This is a genomic window from Agrilactobacillus yilanensis (assembly GCF_003946725.1).
In the GTDB taxonomy this organism is placed as follows: Bacteria; Bacillota; Bacilli; order Lactobacillales; family Lactobacillaceae; genus Agrilactobacillus; species Agrilactobacillus yilanensis.
The window spans coordinates 1-19,500 of the sequence record NZ_RHOY01000004.1; the positions used below are offsets into that span (position 1 = coordinate 1).

Annotated in this window: 16 protein-coding genes and 1 other annotated feature; of the genes, 3 read left to right on the top strand and 13 right to left on the bottom strand. The window is 40.3% G+C overall.

Annotation, left to right across the window (positions count from 1 at the left end):
* Positions 1 to 373: 373 nt before the first annotated feature.
* From EKM93_RS04240 to EKM93_RS04270, 7 genes are all read right to left on the bottom strand, one after another.
* The gene (locus tag EKM93_RS04240; protein ID WP_125713410.1) at positions 374 to 1,624 is read right to left on the bottom strand and encodes a glutamate-5-semialdehyde dehydrogenase; all 1,251 of its coding nucleotides are present in this window, start codon (positions 1,622 to 1,624) and stop codon (positions 374 to 376) included.
* Between the two features lie 5 nt (positions 1,625 to 1,629).
* Positions 1,630 to 2,454, bottom strand: a complete 825-nt coding sequence (gene proB / locus EKM93_RS04245; protein WP_125713412.1) for a glutamate 5-kinase — start codon at positions 2,452 to 2,454, stop codon at positions 1,630 to 1,632.
* A gap of 91 nt (positions 2,455 to 2,545) precedes the next feature.
* Positions 2,546 to 3,538, bottom strand: a complete 993-nt coding sequence (locus EKM93_RS04250; protein WP_125713414.1) for a D-2-hydroxyacid dehydrogenase — start codon at positions 3,536 to 3,538, stop codon at positions 2,546 to 2,548.
* A gap of 12 nt (positions 3,539 to 3,550) precedes the next feature.
* Entirely contained in the window at positions 3,551 to 4,705 is a 1,155-nt protein-coding gene (locus EKM93_RS04255; RefSeq protein ID WP_125713416.1) for an aminotransferase class I/II-fold pyridoxal phosphate-dependent enzyme, read from the bottom strand.
* A gap of 24 nt (positions 4,706 to 4,729) precedes the next feature.
* Positions 4,730 to 6,250 (bottom strand): ABC transporter substrate-binding protein/permease, encoded by a 1,521-nt coding sequence (locus tag EKM93_RS04260; protein WP_318530790.1) that lies wholly within the window; start codon positions 6,248 to 6,250, stop codon positions 4,730 to 4,732.
* Positions 6,251 to 6,375: 125 nt separating this feature from the next.
* Positions 6,376 to 7,140 carry a hypothetical protein gene (locus EKM93_RS04265; protein WP_125713420.1) on the bottom strand — a complete coding sequence of 255 codons (765 nt, stop codon included), beginning with the start codon at positions 7,138 to 7,140 and terminating at the stop codon, positions 6,376 to 6,378.
* Positions 7,141 to 7,154: 14 nt separating this feature from the next.
* A complete protein-coding gene (locus tag EKM93_RS04270; protein WP_125713422.1) occupies positions 7,155 to 7,892 on the bottom strand; it encodes a DUF975 family protein in 738 nt (245 codons plus the stop codon).
* Between the two features lie 284 nt (positions 7,893 to 8,176).
* On the opposite strand from EKM93_RS04270, the gene EKM93_RS04275 reads away from it, so the two are divergent.
* Entirely contained in the window at positions 8,177 to 8,554 is a 378-nt protein-coding gene (locus tag EKM93_RS04275) for a hypothetical protein (RefSeq protein WP_125713424.1), read from the top strand.
* 213 nt (positions 8,555 to 8,767) lie between these two features.
* Here EKM93_RS04275 and EKM93_RS04280 read toward each other — a convergent pair whose 3' ends face one another.
* Positions 8,768 to 9,709, bottom strand: coding sequence for a DMT family transporter (locus EKM93_RS04280; protein WP_125713426.1), 942 nt, complete (start codon positions 9,707 to 9,709; stop codon positions 8,768 to 8,770).
* Between the two features lie 324 nt (positions 9,710 to 10,033).
* Positions 10,034 to 10,278: a binding site (T-box leader), on the top strand.
* 143 nt (positions 10,279 to 10,421) lie between these two features.
* On the opposite strand from EKM93_RS04280, the gene brnQ reads away from it, so the two are divergent.
* Both brnQ and EKM93_RS04290 read left to right on the top strand, forming a co-directional pair.
* Positions 10,422 to 11,828: a branched-chain amino acid transport system II carrier protein gene (brnQ, locus tag EKM93_RS04285; RefSeq protein WP_125713428.1), complete on the top strand. Its 1,407-nt coding sequence runs from the start codon at positions 10,422 to 10,424 to the stop codon at positions 11,826 to 11,828.
* A 324-nt stretch (positions 11,829 to 12,152) separates the two neighbouring features.
* Positions 12,153 to 13,484: an MFS transporter gene (locus EKM93_RS04290; protein WP_125713430.1), complete on the top strand. Its 1,332-nt coding sequence runs from the start codon at positions 12,153 to 12,155 to the stop codon at positions 13,482 to 13,484.
* A gap of 157 nt (positions 13,485 to 13,641) precedes the next feature.
* On the opposite strand, the gene EKM93_RS04295 is transcribed toward EKM93_RS04290, so the two are convergent.
* The 5 genes from EKM93_RS04295 to EKM93_RS04315 form a co-directional block, all read right to left on the bottom strand.
* Positions 13,642 to 14,481 carry an aldo/keto reductase gene (locus tag EKM93_RS04295; RefSeq protein WP_225423623.1) on the bottom strand — a complete coding sequence of 280 codons (840 nt, stop codon included), beginning with the start codon at positions 14,479 to 14,481 and terminating at the stop codon, positions 13,642 to 13,644.
* 156 nt (positions 14,482 to 14,637) lie between these two features.
* Positions 14,638 to 15,846, bottom strand: coding sequence for a [FeFe] hydrogenase H-cluster maturation GTPase HydF (hydF, locus tag EKM93_RS04300; protein WP_125713434.1), 1,209 nt, complete (start codon positions 15,844 to 15,846; stop codon positions 14,638 to 14,640).
* Between the two features lie 23 nt (positions 15,847 to 15,869).
* Positions 15,870 to 17,009, bottom strand: coding sequence for an ABC transporter substrate-binding protein (locus EKM93_RS04305; protein ID WP_125713436.1), 1,140 nt, complete (start codon positions 17,007 to 17,009; stop codon positions 15,870 to 15,872).
* Complete coding sequence (locus EKM93_RS04310; RefSeq protein WP_125713438.1) at positions 17,006 to 18,151, bottom strand: nitrogenase component 1; 1,146 nt, start codon at positions 18,149 to 18,151, stop codon at positions 17,006 to 17,008. Before EKM93_RS04310 ends, EKM93_RS04305 begins: the two co-directional genes overlap by 4 nt.
* On the bottom strand, positions 18,148 to 19,476 hold the full coding sequence (locus EKM93_RS04315; protein ID WP_125713440.1) for a nitrogenase component 1: 1,329 nt from the start codon (positions 19,474 to 19,476) through the stop codon (positions 18,148 to 18,150). Before EKM93_RS04315 ends, EKM93_RS04310 begins: the two co-directional genes overlap by 4 nt.
* Between the last annotated feature and the right edge of the window lie 24 nt (positions 19,477 to 19,500).

Genomic DNA, 19,500 nt, shown 5'->3' on the forward strand with positions numbered 1-19,500 from the left:
GATTTTAGTTTCTGGAGTTTGTTAGTGCTAACGATAATTGTGATTTTTTACTTGACAGGGGTCATTACATAACAGCGCGATAAGCTACGGTTTGACAATGCACATAACCTAGGCTTACGACATAAGCCCGAACTTGGCTTGTGAGTAAGACGTAGTTATGTAAATTGTCAGTAGCTTAGAGCGCATTTCAAAACTAGAACAAGAAAGCCTCAAGCACTAACCTAGACTCACAACACAAGCAACTTTAACAGGCTAACCCTAATTATAACTAGATAAAAAAATAAGGCATTGGGCTCAAAATTTAACTTTTGACCTAATGTCTTATTTTATCTAATTTTTTATCTGACGTCATGGGACAAAAGCCCCGTTTAACCTAAGCCCTGATCTGGCCATCTCCGTTTACGATATATTTCGTAGACGTTAGTGCCGGTAAGCCCATAGGCCCTCTAGCATGTAATTTTTGAGTAGAAATACCAATTTCAGCCCCAAAACCAAATTCAAAACCATCGGTAAACCGTGTGGAAGCATTCACATAGACAACTGCCGCATCAATCTGTTTGGTAAACTGCTGACTATATTGATAATTATTGGTAATAATTGCCTCAGAATGTTTTGTATTATAACGATTAATATGCGTAATTGCCGCATCAATATCTGAAACGACTTTAATCGCCAAAATCAAATCGTTATACTCCGTACCCCAATCCGCCTCAGTCGCCAGTTCAATATCTGGTAAAATTTCACAAGCTTGCGCATCGCCTTTTAAAGTTACATTATAAGGTGCCAGTGCTTGTGCTAATTGAGGTAGTAACGTTGGCGCAATCGCTTGATTTACAACCAGTTTTTCCATTGCATTACAAACAGAAGGCCGCTGTGTTTTAGCATTGATGATAATGGCAATGGCTTCTGGGATCGCCGCGTCTTCAGCCACATAAATATGGCAGTTCCCCGCACCCGTTTCGATTACCGGTACCGTCGCCGTTTTTAAAACCATCTTAATAAAATTAGCACTGCCTCTAGGAATCAGCACATCTAAGTACGCCGTCAACTGCATCAGCGCATTTGCCGTTTCATGGGACGTGTCATGCAGTAATTGCACACTGTCTTTTGGCAGGCCGACTTGAACTAATGCCTGGCGTAATGTATCAGACAATGCAATATTTGTTTCAATGGCCTCTTTACCACCCCGAAGCACCACTGCATTGCCCGCTTTTAACGTTAATGCTGCCGCATCAACCGTCACATTAGGTCGAGCTTCATAGATCATACCGATCACGCCAAGGGGCACGCGAACTTGTTTCACATCCAAATTATTTGGTGTCCGCCAGCCAGCAACCACTTCACCAATTGGATCGGGCAAAGTCGCCACTTGTCGTAACCCATCCGCCATTGCGGTAATCCGTGCTTCTGTTAATAACAAGCGATCTAACATGACCTGCCGGACTTGGTTCTCTGCTGCTTTAGCCATGTCGTTAGCATTCGCCTGCAAAATTGCATCTTGGTGCGTTAATAAAGCATCCGCCATTGCTAATAAAGCTTGATTTTTAATGGCCGTATCCGCCTGACCTAAAACATACGCCGCTGCTGTGGCCTGTTGTCCAATTGTTTCTAATGATGTGTCCATTCGCGTTACTCCTTTACATGAACTGTCTTTTTAGGGGTAAACAACGTCCCCACTTCCTGACCATCCAAAATATCAAAAATCACTTCTGGATTACGGCCATTTGCCAGTACCATTGGCTTACCGTGGGCCAAAACCCGTTTGGCAGCACTAATTTTAGTCGCCATACCACCGGTCCCCAACTTACTGCCTTTGCCACCGACATAGCTCAAAATCTCATCATCAATTTCATTGATTTCTGGAATTAACGTGGCCGTTTCATCTTTATGAGGATTACCAGTATAAAAACCATCAATATCCGATAAAACAATCAATAGATCCGCATCAGCTACTTCAGTAACAATCGCTGAAAGCTCATCGTTATCACTAAAAGCCGTTTTATGATCCAACTCATCAATCGAAATCGAATCGTTTTCATTAACAATTGGAATAATTCGCCGCCGCAACATAGTATCAAAAGTATTAATCACATTTTGATGACTTTCTGGATAGAGCAGCACATCCCGAGTTAACAGCACTTGCGCCACAATTTGTTGGTAAATGGAAAATTCCTTAGTATAAATCCCAATTAAATTACTTTGGCCAATAGCGGAAATCGCCTGTTGTTCAGGAATCTCTGCCGGTCGATTGGCTAAGTTCAAAATCCCTAAGCCAACCCCCATCGCACCACTGGACACTAAGACAACTTCAATGCCCCGATTACACAAATCGGTTAACACAAAGGCTAACCGAGAGATTGTTCTTAGATTAACTTTATTATTAGGCAAGACAATCGTACTTGTCCCTACTTTGACAACAACTTTTTTTGGATTCAACTTACGCAAAAACGTCAACTCCGTCTGATTAAATTAAAATTATAAAAAACTAATATATACGGTGATTTTATCAAAGTATTGCCATAAAAACAATGGATGCCTAAAATTATTAGCCTAAAACCGGATTTTTAACCGTTTTGCCACTGGCACCTAAGAAAGCATCATCTAACGCTGTAAAAGCAATATTATGGACAGAATGTTCCGTGAAAAAGGCAATATGCGGTGTCAAAATGACATTTGGTAACGCTAATAATGTCTCTAATTCCGGATTATTTAACGGTTTATTTTGCCAATCATAATCAAAATAAGCCCCTTCACCTTCCCAAACATCCAATGCAGCACCTGCAATTTGCTGATTTTTAAGGGCTGCAATTAAATCTTGCGTTTTGGTAACTGCCCCTCTGGCCGCATTAATCAAATAAGCGGATGGTTTCATTTGTCCCAATGTATCGGCATTAATCATATAATGCGTTTCATCCGTCAATGGCACGTGCAAGGTCACAATATCACTGTATTTCAAAACATCTTCTAAAGAGACGTACTTCGCAACAGCAGCCACTTCATCATAGTGGATTGGATCATTGACCAATACTTTGGACCCTAAAGCGTGATAAATTTTAGCAACCGCACTGCCGATATGACCAGCCCCAATAATGCCCACCGTTAAGTCTGCAAATTCTGGTGAAATTTTGCCTAACCAAGTGAAATCTTGTTTTGCCACATCAGCATCAAATTTATCAAAATTTCGAAACAGCCGCATACTTTGACCTAATACATATTCTGCTACAGAGCGTGGTGAGTAAACCGGCACGTTGGTCACCGTTAAATGATTTGCCTTAGCTGCAGCCAGATCAACGAATTCGTAACCGACTGAACGCACCGCAATTTGTTTAATCCCAAAACTGGCCAGCTTTTCATAAACCTCTGGGCCGCCTAAAGGGACAACTTGCTGGACAGATAAAGCATCAAAACCTTTAACTTGTTCAATATTATCTGCAGTTAAAGGTTCATGGGTAATCGTCAAGTCTTGGGCATTCATTTCAGCCCATTTTTTTAATTCCACTGTTTCTTCTGTAAATGCATTCGTTGCCAATAATTTCAATGATCGTGCCTCCTAATTTGGTAATTCTAAAGTTTCAAAAGCCGCTACTGCCTGTTTTAATGCCGGCATATCCTGGGTTGCCGCAATTCGGATGAAGCCTTTGCCGGATGCGCCAAAAGCTTGTCCCGGAATAACTAAGACATTCTTTTCTTTCAATAAATAATCACTAAAGGCCACATCGTCCATCCCTGTTTGGCGAATATCTACAAATAAATAAATACTGCCGGCCGCTGGACTAACCTTTAAATATGGTACTTTAGCTAAAGCTTCAGATAAATAAGTTAATCGTTCTTCAAAACTTTTTTGTAGCGGTGGCATAAATTCTTCAATGTGATTCAAGGCATAGGTCCCAGCGTGCTGAGACACGGCTACTGGTGTATAGCAGACGCCTTCATTCAATAGACTCGCTGCCGTAATGATCGGTTCTGAAGCCAATAAGTAACCAATTCTAAAGCCGGTCATCGAAAAGGCTTTGGACAAGGAGCCTGTGACAATGGTTCGATCCTTGGCCAAACTTTCAATTGGAATAAATTCGTTATCCCCAAAAACATAAGGCCAATAAACTTCGTCCGCGAAAATATATAAATCATATTTTTCCGCAAATTGAACGATTTTAGTTAATGTTTCTCGGCTAAAGACCGCCCCACTTGGATTACAAGGTGAGTTCACAATGATTGCCTTTGTCTTTGTGCTGACGGCGGTCTCTAAATCGGCCACATCAGGCTGGAAGCCATTTTCTGGTTTCGTTTTGACAAAAACAGGTTTGCCGCCGAAAGCTTCAATTTCTACTTTATAAGATGAAAAATAGGGTTCTAACACTAAAACTTCATCACCGGGATCTAAAATTGCCCCCATTGCAATAAATAGTGCATGAGATGCCCCCGCGGTTGCACGGACATTACTTAAATCATAATCTAAATTAAAATATTTTTTATGAAACTCTAAAACGGCTTGTAAATAAGCCGGATCACCTGCGGAAGCGGTATAATGCGTGGCCCCATTTTTCATCGCCTCGTAGGCATCATCTAAAATCGGTTTAGCCGTTGTGGGATCTGGATCGCCAATGGATAGGTCAATAATACCTTCCATTAAAGCGGCGGTTTTGCCAATTTCAGCTAAAATATTTTTCTCTGGATCTTGAAATAATTTTGCGATGGGTTTTACCAAAATAATCGCGCTCCTATTAATAAATTATAATACTTGGTTCTTTGGCCGGCCTAATTTCATCCGTTTTTCGAAATGAGATAAACCTGCGGATAATAACAATGTTAACGCAAAATAGATAAATGAGGTAATAACTAATGGACTAAATGGTTTGAAACTAGCCCCTTGAATAACACTGGTTTCAAACATTAATTCGCCAACCCCAATGACACTGACAATTGCGGACTCTTTTAATAACGAAATAAATTCATTCCCTAAAGCTGGTAAAATTGTCCGGACTGCTTGAGGTAAAATGACAAAACGCATGCTGTCACTTTGAGAAATCCCTAATGACCGCGCTGCTTCAGTTTGTCCCACCGGTACGGCTTCAATCCCCGAACGAATAATCTCTGAAACATAAGCGCCGGAATTTAGAGCTAAAGCAATCGCTGCGGACGTAAAGGCGGATAAATCCAAGCCCATAATTTGTGTCCCAAAATAAATCATAAATACTTGAACTAGTAATGGGGTACCCCGGAAATATTCAATATAAATTACAGCAATCCAGTGCACAATAAAATTTTTGGCCCGTTTCATCAAGGCTAATAAAGTTCCTAAGATTGTCCCAAATAAAACCCCTAAAATCGTCAAGGCAATGGTAATACCTGTCCCTTTTAAGAAATAGCTGCCATATTGTTGAATAAAGCTTTCATTGCTAAACATTTGTTTTTGCGCTTTTTTAATGTAGCCATTTAATAAATTATCTTTTTTAATCCGTTTAATCGTTTTGTTCACTTGTGCGGTTAAAGTCGGTGAATCTTTTGGTAAAGCGATCGCTGTGTTCTTTGTAGAGTTCGCGAATTTGACACTTTTATCAATGGCCAAAGCTTTATCCTGGGCCACATAGGCATCTGCAACTGGTTTTTCAATGACAATTGCATCAATTTTACTTTGCTGCAAATTCAAAACTAAATCTGTCATTTTTTCCAAACTAGTCACTTTTGAACCCGGTAACTCTTCTTCAGCCAATTGTTCTTGAGTTGTTTGTTTCTGTGCCCCGACTTTAACGCCGTCGAAATCAGTGGTGTTTTTATATTTGCTCAAATCACTTTTACGAACCATAACTGAGTTTTGAACCACTAAGTAAGTATCTGAAAAAGTAACTTCTTTAGCCCGCTCCGGTGTTTCAGACATCCCTGAAATAATCATATCGATCTTCCCAGTTTTTAATGCCCCTAATAACGCATCAAAACTCATTTCTTTGATAACCAAATGCACCCCTAAATCTTTTGCAATTTGTTGGGCAATACTGATATCAAAGCCCACGATCTCATCTTGACCTTTGACCGTCTTATGAAATTCGTAAGGGGGATAATCGGCAGATAACCCCACTACCATCGTCCTCCGTTTTTTGATCTTCTTTAGATAGGGATCTGTTTTGGTACTGGTTTCTGTTGCGGCCTGTACCGTATTTTGTGTCGTTAAATTCATCAAAGGTAAAAAAGCACCTAGTACCAAGCCAAATGCGACAAATACTTTTAGCACCCATTGCCATTTATTTTTTTTCATCTCAACCATCCTCATAACTTCTTAATTTTTTCAATTATACATCATAATTAATAAATATGCACGTTATTTAGAATTTTTTGTGTAATATTTCAAAATTATTCATGAGGTTATACATCCTTTTTTATTTAAAAGATGCGGCAGAGGCCGCTAATCAATAGACTATACAGAATTGAAATCACTAAAATAACGCTTAATATCAGCATTGAAACAAGGTCTAATTTTGTTAGAAATAAGGTGAGATTTAACTTCAAAGCAAATGTTAATAGACTGATAATAATGCATAAAATTAGCATATAAGGTAACCCGGTGACTGAATTTTTGATATCGGCCATACTTAATCCAAAACCAATTGTCGTCAAAATCAGCAGTAGTAAAAAGAAAAACGTTGTGCCTTGCCAATGGATTTGTAAAATTGCCTGCCAAAGTTGGTGCATCAAAAGCAGCGGTTCTGGGCGACTTACAAAGTTTTCTAATATTGTCGCAAAACCGTCATAGCTTGCGGGGACTAATAGTCGAAATGCGAATACTAAAAAGGCACTGCAGCCAATCAAAGGCCCAATGCCGATAAAAAAATTGCCCATCATTTGATAAATTGAGCGTTTATTAAATGAATGATCTACGTGGCCCAAAGTCACATCTTGTCCTGTAGGCCGGTATTCCATCAATTTCATATCCACAATGCGATGATGGAAAAGCAGTGCAAAAAAAGCATGACTGATTTCATGAATCCAAATACCTAAAAAGCCAAAATACAATTGTGCTTTAACACCAAATGTTTGACTGATCCGCTGCTTAGTATGATCCAATAACCATTTTAAAACAAAAGTATAACTATAAATAATAACGAATAATAACAGCCAAGGTAACACATACGTTTTAAAAATTATCAAAATGAAACCCTCTTTTAAAATAGCTCCGGATCAAGTGGTTGTTGTTTTGCTAAATCATTGTAAAAAGCTGCTAAAGTTCCATGATAATAAGGCAAGACCCAAAATAGTGGAATGCCAAAGCAAAGGATACTTAAAGCAAACCAGCCGACGAAGCTTAAATCCAATAAGAACAGTCGCCCTTTATGCCCTTTCATCATTACCTTACTCATCGTAATCATTTTTAAAAAGCCCACTTGCTGGCCTTGGTGATCTTTATAGATAAAAAAGACCATCCGGTAGGCGTAAGACATAATTAGTCCAGGAATAATGAATAATAGCCGCCATAAGAAAGTAAATAAAATGACTAATAATGTCAAGACGATTATGGTCCCAATATTTTTTGACCTAAAGCCTTGAAATGCGGATTTAAAGGGATGGCTGACTTCTGTTTCCGGATCCCGCAGCCAATCTAAAAATGTAAACTCTATCCCCGCATATAATAAGATAGAAATTAAAGTAGACAGTAGTCCTGAAGCTACCCCGCCACCACCAGAATGATTGCTAGTTGCAGCGCCATTGCTGAATTCCTGCCAAATCGAGCTGTGATTTTGATATAGCATAATGCCAATAAGCGTAAATACAATGCCAGCTATAATTGCACCGATAACGGCCCAAATAGCCGGTAAAAAAGTTACTTTAATTGCCGTGAGCCAGTTACCCTTGAATAGAGCCTTTGTTTCTCTCTTTAAAGAACCAATTGATGTTTTTGCCATACAATCTCCCCTTTAAATTCTTCTAACAAAAGTGTATCATATTTGACAAATAGTACCTAGAATATTTGATCTTTTTTCTGTAAATTACTACTATCTATATGCTTTTTGGTGGAAAAAATTGTTATTTGAAAAGCAGATTATAACAATTTAACATGATACCTTAGGCGTAAAATATTTAAGTTTTGTTTAATTTATACTTGATTTATTTGAAATAATATAAGATAATTACAGTAACTAAGGTTGGGTTTTCTATATTTACGACTTACGGATGAGGGGGGAAATTCATGAGCTTAGCGTACGAAAGAGATTCTGAAACAATTTTGGAAGACTTGTGGCAGCTCTACGATGTTGATAATAGTGACGATCGTTCTTTTAATCGGATCATGATTTATCCGAAACATTTGTTATGGAAAGAAGCTCAAGTTCAAGATAAAATTGAATCTTCCCACAATGCCATTATTAATCGCCCTGTTGTTGTTGCTTCCTTTAATAACTACGAGGATCCGATGGTTCTTCATGTTTTAAAGAGCCCAACAAACTACGACGCAGAAAAAGCCATTGCAGATCAATTAGCTGCTTTGATTAATGAATTGATCGCATCATATGCTATTGAATCTAACAAATTAGGATCGGAAGAAACAGAACATTCACAATCAAATTAAATCTTTAAATGAATAAAGGCCGAATCAGAAGTCAACTTTTGATTCGGCCTTTTATATGCTTAATTTTAGGGTTCATAGCTTTCCCACTCTAGTTCACGCTCTGATCTAAACGCGTTCACTAACACTGATTTCTACATATAACTACGCCTTGTTGCCAGTCGCAAGCGACTGCCTGCCAAGTCTAGGTTATATTGCGAAATCACCCGTGTTGGTTCACGCTCTTGGATTATTTCTTATTTTATTCACTCTTCGATTGGCGAAGATGGCTTGGATGACGGTGGTGGCAATGATTAAGATGATGCCGGCTAGTTCTGGTAATCCAAAGGCAACATTAAAGAATAAAACAGTCAATAAGGTTGAGGTCATTGGTTCAAAGGCACCTAATAGACTCGTCATCGTTGGGGCAATGAACCGCAAACTCTGCAGTACAAACAGGTAGGCAAATAAAGTCCCAAACACAATAACAAAACTTACAATAAGCAGGCCTCTTAAGTCCATTTGCGTGGCAGGATGCTGTACTGCTAAAGGTAACGTAGCTGCGCCACCCAATAACATTGACCAGCCGACGATGGACACGGAACCATATTGCCGCAATAACGGGCGCGGATATAATGTATAGATCGCTGTACTGACTGCGGCTAATAAACCCCAGATTAAACCTGCCGGTGCAATATTTAATTCATTAAAATGGCCACCGGTAACTAATAAGCTTGTCCCTACTAAGGCTAATACCACGGACATCATATTCACCCTGGTAGGCATTTGTCGCTGCCGCAAGGCTAAATAAATAACAATAACAACTGGGCTTAAAAATTGTAGAATCGTTGCTGTCGCAGCATTGCTATAATGAATCGCCATAAAATAAGTTAATTGAGCCGGTAGCATCCCGATCAAACTAAAAATAATTAACCGGATGACTTGCCTAGGTTCCCGCCAAACGTCAAATAACTGTCGCCCGCTAACAATCAGGCCAAAAATCAATAATAAAATGCCCGCCCCTAACATTCGCAAGCAGACTAACCAATAAGGTGAAACATTATAATTAGCAAATAAATATTGGGCCGCGATTCCTGAAAAGCCCCATAATAAAGGCCCGGCAATTGCTAAAGTCATGCCCTTAATCTTATTATCATTTTGTATTTCTAAACGTGTCATGATTCTTGCTCCCTTATTATCTTAAAATTACTATAAAATCTATTTTACAGAAAAACCAATCAGTTACAACTTTGAGTTGTCTTAATGCGCCGTGAAGTTCGAAAAAATAATAAACGCCTACCTTCAGATTTTACAATCTAAAACGTAGACGTCATCTTAATACTTATCCATTTTTCGAGCCATTCTTTAGTCATCAAGGCACCTCATTTCTTAACAACTAAAGTGTAATCCTAAAAATTATTTTTGTAAACAAATATATTTTTTGATTTTAAGCCCTTGACTTTTTTATGTGTAACATTTAAACTCTTCATTAAGATATAGTTAATAAATGCTGTGAAAAAGAAAAGTAGTTGTAGTTTTAATTTTAGCGAGCTTCGGTTTGGTGTAAGGAAGCAATTAAAATTCCAGCGAAAATCACTTTTGAGCTAGGTACCGAATTACAGTAACGTACCTTGGGGACACCCATTACCGTGTTAGCGCCTCGCTAATTAGTTAGCCGTGCGTGAATTGAGACAGTATCTTTGTGTACTGTATATTAAGGTGGTACCGTGCAAACCAGCGCCCTTAAAATAATTGAATTCAATTATTTTAAGGGCTTTTTTTATTTTATAACACATTTTAAAGGAGATGATGGTCATGGAAGGTCCGATTCAGATTAAAAATTTAAGTGTTTTATCTCATATTCTATTAAACAAACAGGAGTGTTTTATTTATGAAAAATTTAGAAGAACGGCCCTTAAACAAACGTGACTATTTCCTTGTAGCATCTTTATTATTTGGTTTATTCTTTGGTGCTGGTAATTTAATCTTTCCATTACACTTAGGACAATTAGCCGGCAGTAATTGGGGCACCGCTGCTTTAGGCTTTTTGGTTACCGCAGTCGTTTTACCGCTATTATCTGTTTTAGCCATCAGTGTCACCCACTCCGAAGGGGTTTATGACATCGGCAAACCCCTTGGTCCTGCTTTTGCATTAGCTTTCATGATCTTAATCCACGCCACCATCGGCCCACTATTTGGGACACCAAGAACTGCCACGATTCCTTTTTCTGTTGGGGTTCAACCTTTATTGCCTAGCGGTTTTGAACATGCTGGCTTGTTAGTCTTTTCTGCTTTATTCTTTGGCGCAGCTTACTTATTCTCCTACAAAGAAAATCGTATCATGGACAGTGTTGGTAAAGCTTTAAATCCATTATTCTTAGTTTTATTATTTGTTGTTTTTGCGTTTGGCTTCTTATCACCAATGGGCAGTGCTAGTCAACAAGCCGTCACTAAAGCTTATCAAAACGCATCCTTCTTTAATGGTTTTCTTGAAGGCTACAATACTATGGACGCTTTAGCTGGGTTAGCCTTTGGGGTGACTGTTGTGACAGCCGTTAAAGGGTTAGGTGTCCGTAGTGCCAAACGGGTTTCCGTTGTCACCGCCAGAGCAGGTGTGTTGGCAACTGGGATGATCGGTTTAATCTACTTAGGCCTTATTCTTTTAGGCGCTTCATCATTAGCCAATTATAAAGTTTCTGCTGAAGGCGGCACGGTCTTTAATCAAATCGTTACGTATTACATGGGCGGCTTTGGGCATGCCATGTTAGCAACATTATTGACCGTAACTTGTTTAACAACTGCTATCGGTCTAGTCGCCGCCTTTGCCCAAGATTTCCATAAACATTTTCCAAAAATCAGTTATCGAGCTTGGTTAGCCTTCATGTGTTTGGCTTCCTTTTTAACTGCTAACTTTGGCCTAGAACAAATCTTAGCTTGGTCCACCCCAATGCTAATGTTCTTATACCCATTTGCAATGGTCTTAATCTTATTATCCCTTACCTCACCTTTATTCCACAAAGATGCTGCAGTTTACTTCTTTGTTGTCTTATTTACTGCTGTACCTGCTTTATTAGACATGATGGCTGCCTTTCCAGCCGTTGTCAGTCAAAGTGCTTTTGCCAAAACATTAGCCAGCTTCCAACAATATTTACCATTTGCTAGTATCGGCATGGACTGGGTTGTGCCAGCATTAGTCGGTTTAGTCATCGGTTTAGGCGTGCACTTCTTACGGCCAGTTGTTGCAAAGAACAACGTGCCAACAACTGCACATAATTATATGGATACAAAAGTAAAATAATATTTTTCTGAAAACTAATTGATTTTTAATATAATTGTATTATAATTAAAAATAATTAATAAATGAAAGAAGTCATTAATATGTTAGCAACCAACACTTTAGTCAAAGTCATTATTAGTCTCATCATTAGTTAGCGGATGTGATTTCTTTATGGATCAACATCCGCTGCTAGGTGGGTGTTGTTGGTTGTTAAAAGGCCAAGGATACCAAAATTCCTTGGCCTTTTTTAATTCTCTTTTTTCCGTGAAAGAAGATGAAAGATTAGAGTATTTCTAATAATTATGACGTTTAAATTAGTTTTAAATTAAAAATGGAGTTGATAAAATGCAAGATACCGAATTATCCGAACCACTTACCAAAACAGTCCCCGTTGAACCAGATTTAGCCAGAGATTCCGTCAAAACTGTCATCTTCGCATCAATGATTGGCACCGCCATTGAATTTTTTGACTTCTACGCTTATGGGACGGCAGCCGCTGCTTATTTCCCAAAAGTTTTCTTTCCAGAAGTCACCCCCGCTATTGCCACTTTACTGAGTTTGTTAACGTTCGGGGTTGCCTTTGTGGCCCGGCCTTTAGGTTCTTTTGTCTTCGGCCACTTTGGTGATAAGATCGGGCGCAAAAAAACATTAGTTGTTTCTTTATTGCTGATGGGGATCTCCACAGTCTTTATCGGGTTATTGCCAAGTTACGCTACTTTAGGTCTGGCAGCTGTCGTATTACTTTGCCTATGCCGGTTTGTCCAAGGTATTGGTTTAGGTGGTGAGTGGTCCGGGGCAGCTTTAGTCGCTACTGAAAATGCACCAGCTAATAAACGGGCTTTGTACGGTGCTTTTCCAGAATTAGGTGCCCCTTTAGGCTTCTTCTTAAGTAATGGTCTATTCTTCCTATTAGAATCTTTTTTAACTACCGATCAAATGATTCAATTTGGCTGGCGGGTGCCTTTCCTAGCTTCTTCTGTTCTCGTCATCGTTGGCTTTTGGGTTCGTGAACGTATGCAAGAAACGCCATTATTCCGCATGGCCCAAGAGAAAAATGACACAACTAAATCACCATTGGCTACCGTCTTTAAAACCAGCTGGCGGCAAATTCTACAAGGTACCTTTATTGTCTCTGTAACATATACTTTATTTTATACTTTGGCAACTTGGTCTTTAACCTATGCCACCGCAAATCTTGGATTTACAAATCGGGAATACTTATTCTTATTGATGGGCGCAATTATTGTTTTTGCCGTCTTAATCGTTGCCGCTTCTTACTTTGCGGATGTCATCGGCCGGCGTCATGTGTTGATGGGCTCTTCCATTGCTTTAATCGTCTTTTCATTCCTATTTCCTTATTTGTTGCAAGGTCAACGAAATTTCGCTGGCGCCATCACCTTTTTAGTCGTTGGCTTCATTCTAATGGGGATTGCCTTTGGTCCTGTAGGCGCTGTTTTACCAGAGCTCTTTTCTACTAAAGTCCGTTATTCCGGCGCTGGGATTTCTTATAATTTAGCTGCGATCATCGGTGCCGCCTTTGCGCCAACAATCGCCACTTGGTTGGCCAACAACTGGGGGATCCGCTCCGTTGGGATTTATTTAGGCATCATGGCTGTAGCTAGCTTAATTTCACTATTAACGATGAAAGAAACAAAATCCATCGACTTTACGAAGTAATAGTCTTTTAACTTGTTGATTTCGGTTCAGCAATTAAGCCCCCTAATACTTATGCGTTGAACCTTAATTATAAATATAAGCGGCTGAATCAAAAGTTTATCTCTTGATTCAGCCGCTTTTTTGTGGTTCTATGTTTCAAATTACTTAGCTTGCACCCTTAAAATTCTTCATATTTTGCTGGGTCTTGTTGGCTATACCGACCATCTACTTTTGTGAGTGCGTCAATTTTAGCGCGATCTGTATCGCTGAGTTCAAAATCAAAAATAGTTAAATTTTCTATTTGTCGCTTCAAATGTGTTGACTTAGGGATGGGCAAGACATTCATTTGCGTCTGCCAGCGCAAAATAATTTGGCCAGCGGTATGGTGATATTTTTCAGCTAATTGTTGAATTACAGGATCTTGCAAGACATTATTCCGGGTACCCCGACCTAAAGGACTCCAGGCTTCGGTCAAAATTTGATGATTTGTATCAAATTGACGTTGCGCTGCTTGATTAAAATAAGGGTGCAGTTCAATTTGGTTAATGACTGGTAAAATCCCAGTCTCTTTTTGTAATTTTTCTAAATGTTCTGGCAAAAAGTTGGAAACCCCTATAGAGCGCACTAACCCAAATCTTTGGGCATCAATTAACGCCTGCCAAGCTTCTACATATTGCCCCGTAATAGGATTAGGCCAATGGATCAAATAGAGATCATAATAATCTAACCCTGCTCGGTAAAGCGATTCTTCAATGGTTGCAATCGCTTCTTGATAATGGTGGTGCCGACCGGGTAATTTAGAAGTAATCGTGAGTTGCGCACGAGGGACCGCGGTGCGGCGAATGGCTTCACCCACCATCCCTTCATTTTCGTAATTCACTGCCGTGTCCAATAAGCGATAACCAGCATCAATCGCTGAAGTAATTGCGTTGACCCCAGTGGCACCCGTCAACTTGTAAGTCCCAAAACCAATTTTAGGAACGACTAAACCATCTGCTAAAGTATACGTTTCTGTCAATATATAACCCCCTATAATCATTATACTTACATTTTAATAGTATCTTATCAAGATTACCAATTTAATTTCAGCCTGAACGGTATTGCCTGCCCACCAAAAAAGGCTTGATCCAAATTGAGCTAAATCTCAACTGAATCAAACCTTAATATCACTTCTTTAAACCTGTGTTTGTGCCGCTAAAGCTGCCGGCAGCATGGCGATACTTCGATTTAAAATCCCCTTCATATAAGCAATAGAAATCCCATAATTCGTCATCGGTACACCTTGTGCTGCAGCGTAATTCATCCGATAAATCATTTCCCGACTCGTCAACATACAGCCACCACACTGCAAAATTAAAGCATAACTCGTCAAATCTTCTGGAAAATCAGAACCGCTGGCCAGTTCAATATCGACAGTGGCACCGGTGTATTTTTTCAGCAGCGCCGGTAATTTAACACTGCCAATATCGCCACATTGCCGATGATGGGTACAGCCTTCTGCAATTAACACCTTATCGCCTGTTTTTAAGGTGCCAATGGCATTCACGCCAGCAACGGCATTATTCAAAAGTCCTTTATAGCGGGCCATCAAAATTGAAAATGATGTTAAAGGAATCGTTTCCGGTACAATCTGGGCGACTGCGCCAAAAGCTTGAGAATCCGTGACGACGATTGCCGGCGGTTGTTTCAGACTGGCTAAAGTCGTGGCTAATTCTGGGACTTGCGTCACTAAACAAATGCCATGATGATCTAAAACATCCCGCAGCATCATTTGCTGGGGTAAGATCATCCGACCTTTAGGTGCTGATTCATCAATCGGCGTCACCAATAAGACAAGATCATTGGCTTGAATCAAATCACCAATCAATGGCTGTTTTACGCCCCCAGCCACCGACATATGGGCTAAACGTTCTTTGAAATCTTGAAGCCCAGCACCAGTCGTGGCACTCACATAAATCTGATGCCCCGATAATGCCGGTTTAGCCGTTAATAAATCACTTTTATTCAGTGCGACTAAATAGGCGACTTTCTTTTTTTCAAACAGTTCAATCAGCTGTAAATCATTGGGTTGTAAGCCGTCGGTTGCATCCACTACCAAAACCGCAATATCTGTTTTGGTCAAAGTCTGCTTTGTCTTTTGAACCCGCAATGTGCCTAAATCTCCAGTGTCATCAAACCCCGGCGTATCTGTAATCACCACTGGTCCTAGGGGCAATAACTCCATTGTTTTGTGCACCGGATCCGTCGTTGTCCCTTTTTGGGCTGAAACAACGGCAAGTTCTTGACCGGTAACTGCATTGACAAGACTTGATTTGCCCGCATTCCGCCGACCAAAAAAGCCAATATGTGTCCGTTCACTGACAGGTGTCCCACTTAGACTCATAATCCGACCACTTCCTTAATTAATTAATAAGCTGATGCGGCTGATGTTGGTTTAAAGATTGATTTTGCCTGTTTATTTGTCAGTTTAACATTAAAGACTTTCTTATAATAAGTTTTTGTTTCTTTAGTAATATTGATATCTTTAAATTCGCTTGGATAAGCGGTCTTTGCTAACCAAAGTAAGGTAATTGGCGTATCGACACCTGGTGTATAACTACGATACATCCCCAATGGCATCTTATAAACACGATGGTTCTTAACCGCATCCACCTTGCTCCAGTCATAATTACCAATACTATTATTATACAAATCTTTTGGTTGCGCTTGAGTAAAGTTTGTGATGAAAATAACCTGCGGATTCCAGTTATAAATCTGTTCCATATTTACTGGTACCCCTGATTTTTGCGTCAAGTCGCTGGCAACGTTTTTAGCACCAATAGCATCTGACCAGTATTGGCCAAAGAAATGTGGGCCAGAAGTAACAATTGAAGAATCTGTGTATTGGAATAAGAAGAAGACATTTTGAATATCGGCATTGTCCACTTTCTTAACCCGTTTTTGAACTTTATTATAAACTTTATTACTGTAATCTTTGACAATTTTAGCTCTGTCGTTAGCTGGGAACATCTTAGACAGCAAGCTGATCCAAGCGTTTAAAGTCTTAATGGCATCAAAATTATAACCTACAGCAGATACCCCAACAGCTGTGAAACCAGCGTTTTGTAATTTCTGTTTCATCGTTGCATCATTAGCACTATAAAAGACAACATCTGGTTTTAATTTTTTCAATTCTTCGGTATTAATATCTGACCCATTCGGATCATCAAAATCTGTCTTTGCCTTTAAGATCTCTGGATACATTTCAGACAGTAAGCCGTTTTTAGCAGCTTTCATACTAGCCACCGGCATACCCACAATTTTATCTGCGGAATCAAAGAATGTCGCTAAGACGGAAGGCAGTGGATAGATGCCCACAACGGCAATCCGTTTAATCTTTTTAGGAACCTTAACCTTGTCGCCGGCTTGGTCTTTAATGGTTTTTGTCTTAACCGTTGCCGTACTCTTTGTGCTGGCCGCATTAACCGTGTTTTGATTCGTGGTGACAGCCCCAAACATCATAATAGATGCAAAAAAGACCATAAGTATTTTTGATAATTTTTTCATAACCCAAAATTCCTCCTAAATGTTGTAAATCCCTTAACAAGTTCTGGTATTGCTTGACGATAAATCCGACCAGAGAAGGCTTCTTGCGGCAATGGTATAAACCGCGCTTTGGGTGGACAGATTGGTTGGTAAAGTGGATCTGCAATAATTGTTGTTGCTTGCTGCAAATACGGTTTTAATTCCGCTTCATCCCGGGCTTTGATACACCCTGCTGTCAGTAACTCAGGAAATGTATCCACCGGACAAAGCACCGTGGCTTTAAAATCTGTTGTCGCTGCCAATGCCTTGGCTAAAGAAAGTGCCGCAACGCTTTCCCCAATAATAACCGTATCTGAAGCGGGTACTGCTTGACAAAAAATTCGATTCTGATGATCTTGACTCGTTTGGATTAACATTGCTGCCAACTGCTGTGCCATTGCTGGACCATAAGGTAAGCCCACCACATAGGGGATCTCAAACTTTTGAGCCAGCACCTTAGCTGCCGCCAAACCGGTGGCTGAAACAACCAAGTTCACCTTAGCGCCAGCGGCTTGTTTGATATTGCTTAACGTCTCTCCCATAGCCCAGCTGGATTGAACCGTTAAACCTTGCGCCTGCAACACAGCTTTTAAAGCTTGATCTGCCCCATTGATCGAAAAATCCAATGGCGTCACCCCTAAAATATTCACCGTCACGGCTTGTGTTTTAGGGACTTGTGGCAAAACAAATTTCTTAGCTAGCCCTTCAAACGCCATCCCAGCGCCGGAAACGTAAGATGCCATCCCCGTAGCATTAAAGCCCATCGTTGGTATTTTTGTCAGCTGTTCAATTTCCCGGGCAATCGCTGGAAAATCTACGGCGGTCACCGTTGGAATTGGTGAGCCCACTAAGGCAATAAATGCCGGCTGGAACTTTTGCGCCGCAGCCACCGTATCTTCAATTAGCCGTTGGTCATCCCCTAAAACAGCTTCCATCTCAGTTAAACCAGAAACAAAAACCAAACTCTCTTGGGTATACCACCGGGGTTCATCAAACGCGCTATATGTGGCGTTGCATCCGGCAGCATCATGCATCACAATCAAACCGCCCAGCTCATACAGCGCCGAACAAACCCCGGACGTGTCCCCGGTATAACTGGGAATAATCTGTGCCGTTTGTTTCATAGCAAACACTCACACCCCCGCTGATTAATTTGATTCAAAAGTTCAGGTGCTTTTGGTTCCAAAAAGGCTGTCTGCAGTAACGCCATCAAATGCACGATTCCGTCAAAACCGTATAAGCCAGCACCTTCAATTAAGTTGACAAAATAGCGTGTTCCGGTGAAATAAGCAGCTTCCGTACCAATGGCTAAAGTCTTACCCGAACTTTCTTTTGGTAAAACCCGCATTTGAACTTGGCTGGTGGGATAAAGCTGTAAGTTCGGCGCTAGTTTTTGTAATGCTAGAAAATCTGCTTTTTCAGTGGGGATAAAACTATCTGCGAAAATCTTAGTCACATTAAACCCATGCTCGATTAACAATCGCGCTAAACTCAAGGGATACACACATGCCGAAAAACTGATGGCAATCGGTGTTGCCCCAATTACTTTTTTCGCGGCTTTTAAGGCAGCTTCACAAGCCGCAATTGCTGGCGCTGGATCTTCACGAGGTAAATCCAAAGCATCACTCAAGCGTTTTAAGTTTTCCGTAATAGTTTCATAGCAAAATGTTAACGGTAAAAATAAATGTGGTTGCTCTAGTTTGTCTGCTAATAACGTCCCCGCACTTTGAGCCATCGGCAATGTGGTAATGTTCAAACTGCTGGCCGCCAAAGTTTGATATTGGGCATATGTTTCACACCGAGGCACCTCTTTAACCGTATAGCCATGGTGTTGCAACAATTGATATAAATCATTGTGGGGATCCATGGGAAAACGATTGCCAATAATGTTCACTTGTCGCGCCACTTTTGGTCTAGGGGTTAACAAACTATACAACTGGCGTCGCATCATTTGTTCTGGATTTAGACCGCTTTTGCGCATGATCGGATTCATATAACAATCGGTAAATTGAATCTCCGGATAACGCTGCCGCAAAGTTTGGTAAACAACCTCTAAATCCGTGCCGACGAAATGATGAATACAATTTGTAAAAACTAAAACAGCCGGTGGTTTTTCTGCCAAATGATCAATAATCTCCCCGACACCATCAATGGTCAGCCGTTCCATGTCCCCTGAAATAACGTCTTGTTCCCGAACAGCCACCGTAGAAAAACGCTGAGATAACTTCATTTCAGCCGCCACCAGCACAACGCCCCGCAAACAATTTTGCGGACAAACAAAGATTAAGTGGGCTTCAGGCAGTAATAGCCCGGTCTGAACTAACGGCCAACCCCCACAAGATAACACAGAATAAGACAGCCCATCGGCGAACGGTTGGGGAAATTGAGCTGATTTTAGTGTTACTGCTGGGGATGTTGGCATTGCTGTATGCCCCAATGGTTTTAACATAATTTGGCCTCACAATCTATTGCA

What these genes read in the sequence shown, in the direction of transcription:
- EKM93_RS04240 (WP_125713410.1), bottom strand. Translation starts at nt 1,624, where the DNA reads ATGGACACATCATTAGAAACAATTGGACAACAGGCCACAGCAGCGGCG.
- EKM93_RS04260 (WP_318530790.1), bottom strand. Translation starts at nt 6,250, where the DNA reads ATGAAAAAAAATAAATGGCAATGGGTGCTAAAAGTATTTGTCGCATTT.
- EKM93_RS04270 (WP_125713422.1), bottom strand. Translation starts at nt 7,892, where the DNA reads ATGGCAAAAACATCAATTGGTTCTTTAAAGAGAGAAACAAAGGCTCTA.
- EKM93_RS04275 (WP_125713424.1), top strand. Translation starts at nt 8,177, where the DNA reads ATGAGCTTAGCGTACGAAAGAGATTCTGAAACAATTTTGGAAGACTTG.
- EKM93_RS04280 (WP_125713426.1), bottom strand. Translation starts at nt 9,709, where the DNA reads ATGACACGTTTAGAAATACAAAATGATAATAAGATTAAGGGCATGACT.
- brnQ (WP_125713428.1), top strand. Translation starts at nt 10,422, where the DNA reads ATGAAAAATTTAGAAGAACGGCCCTTAAACAAACGTGACTATTTCCTT.
- EKM93_RS04290 (WP_125713430.1), top strand. Translation starts at nt 12,153, where the DNA reads ATGCAAGATACCGAATTATCCGAACCACTTACCAAAACAGTCCCCGTT.
- hydF (WP_125713434.1), bottom strand. Translation starts at nt 15,846, where the DNA reads ATGAGTCTAAGTGGGACACCTGTCAGTGAACGGACACATATTGGCTTT.
- EKM93_RS04305 (WP_125713436.1), bottom strand. Translation starts at nt 17,009, where the DNA reads ATGAAAAAATTATCAAAAATACTTATGGTCTTTTTTGCATCTATTATG.
- EKM93_RS04310 (WP_125713438.1), bottom strand. Translation starts at nt 18,151, where the DNA reads ATGAAACAAACGGCACAGATTATTCCCAGTTATACCGGGGACACGTCC.
- EKM93_RS04315 (WP_125713440.1), bottom strand. Translation starts at nt 19,476, where the DNA reads ATGTTAAAACCATTGGGGCATACAGCAATGCCAACATCCCCAGCAGTA.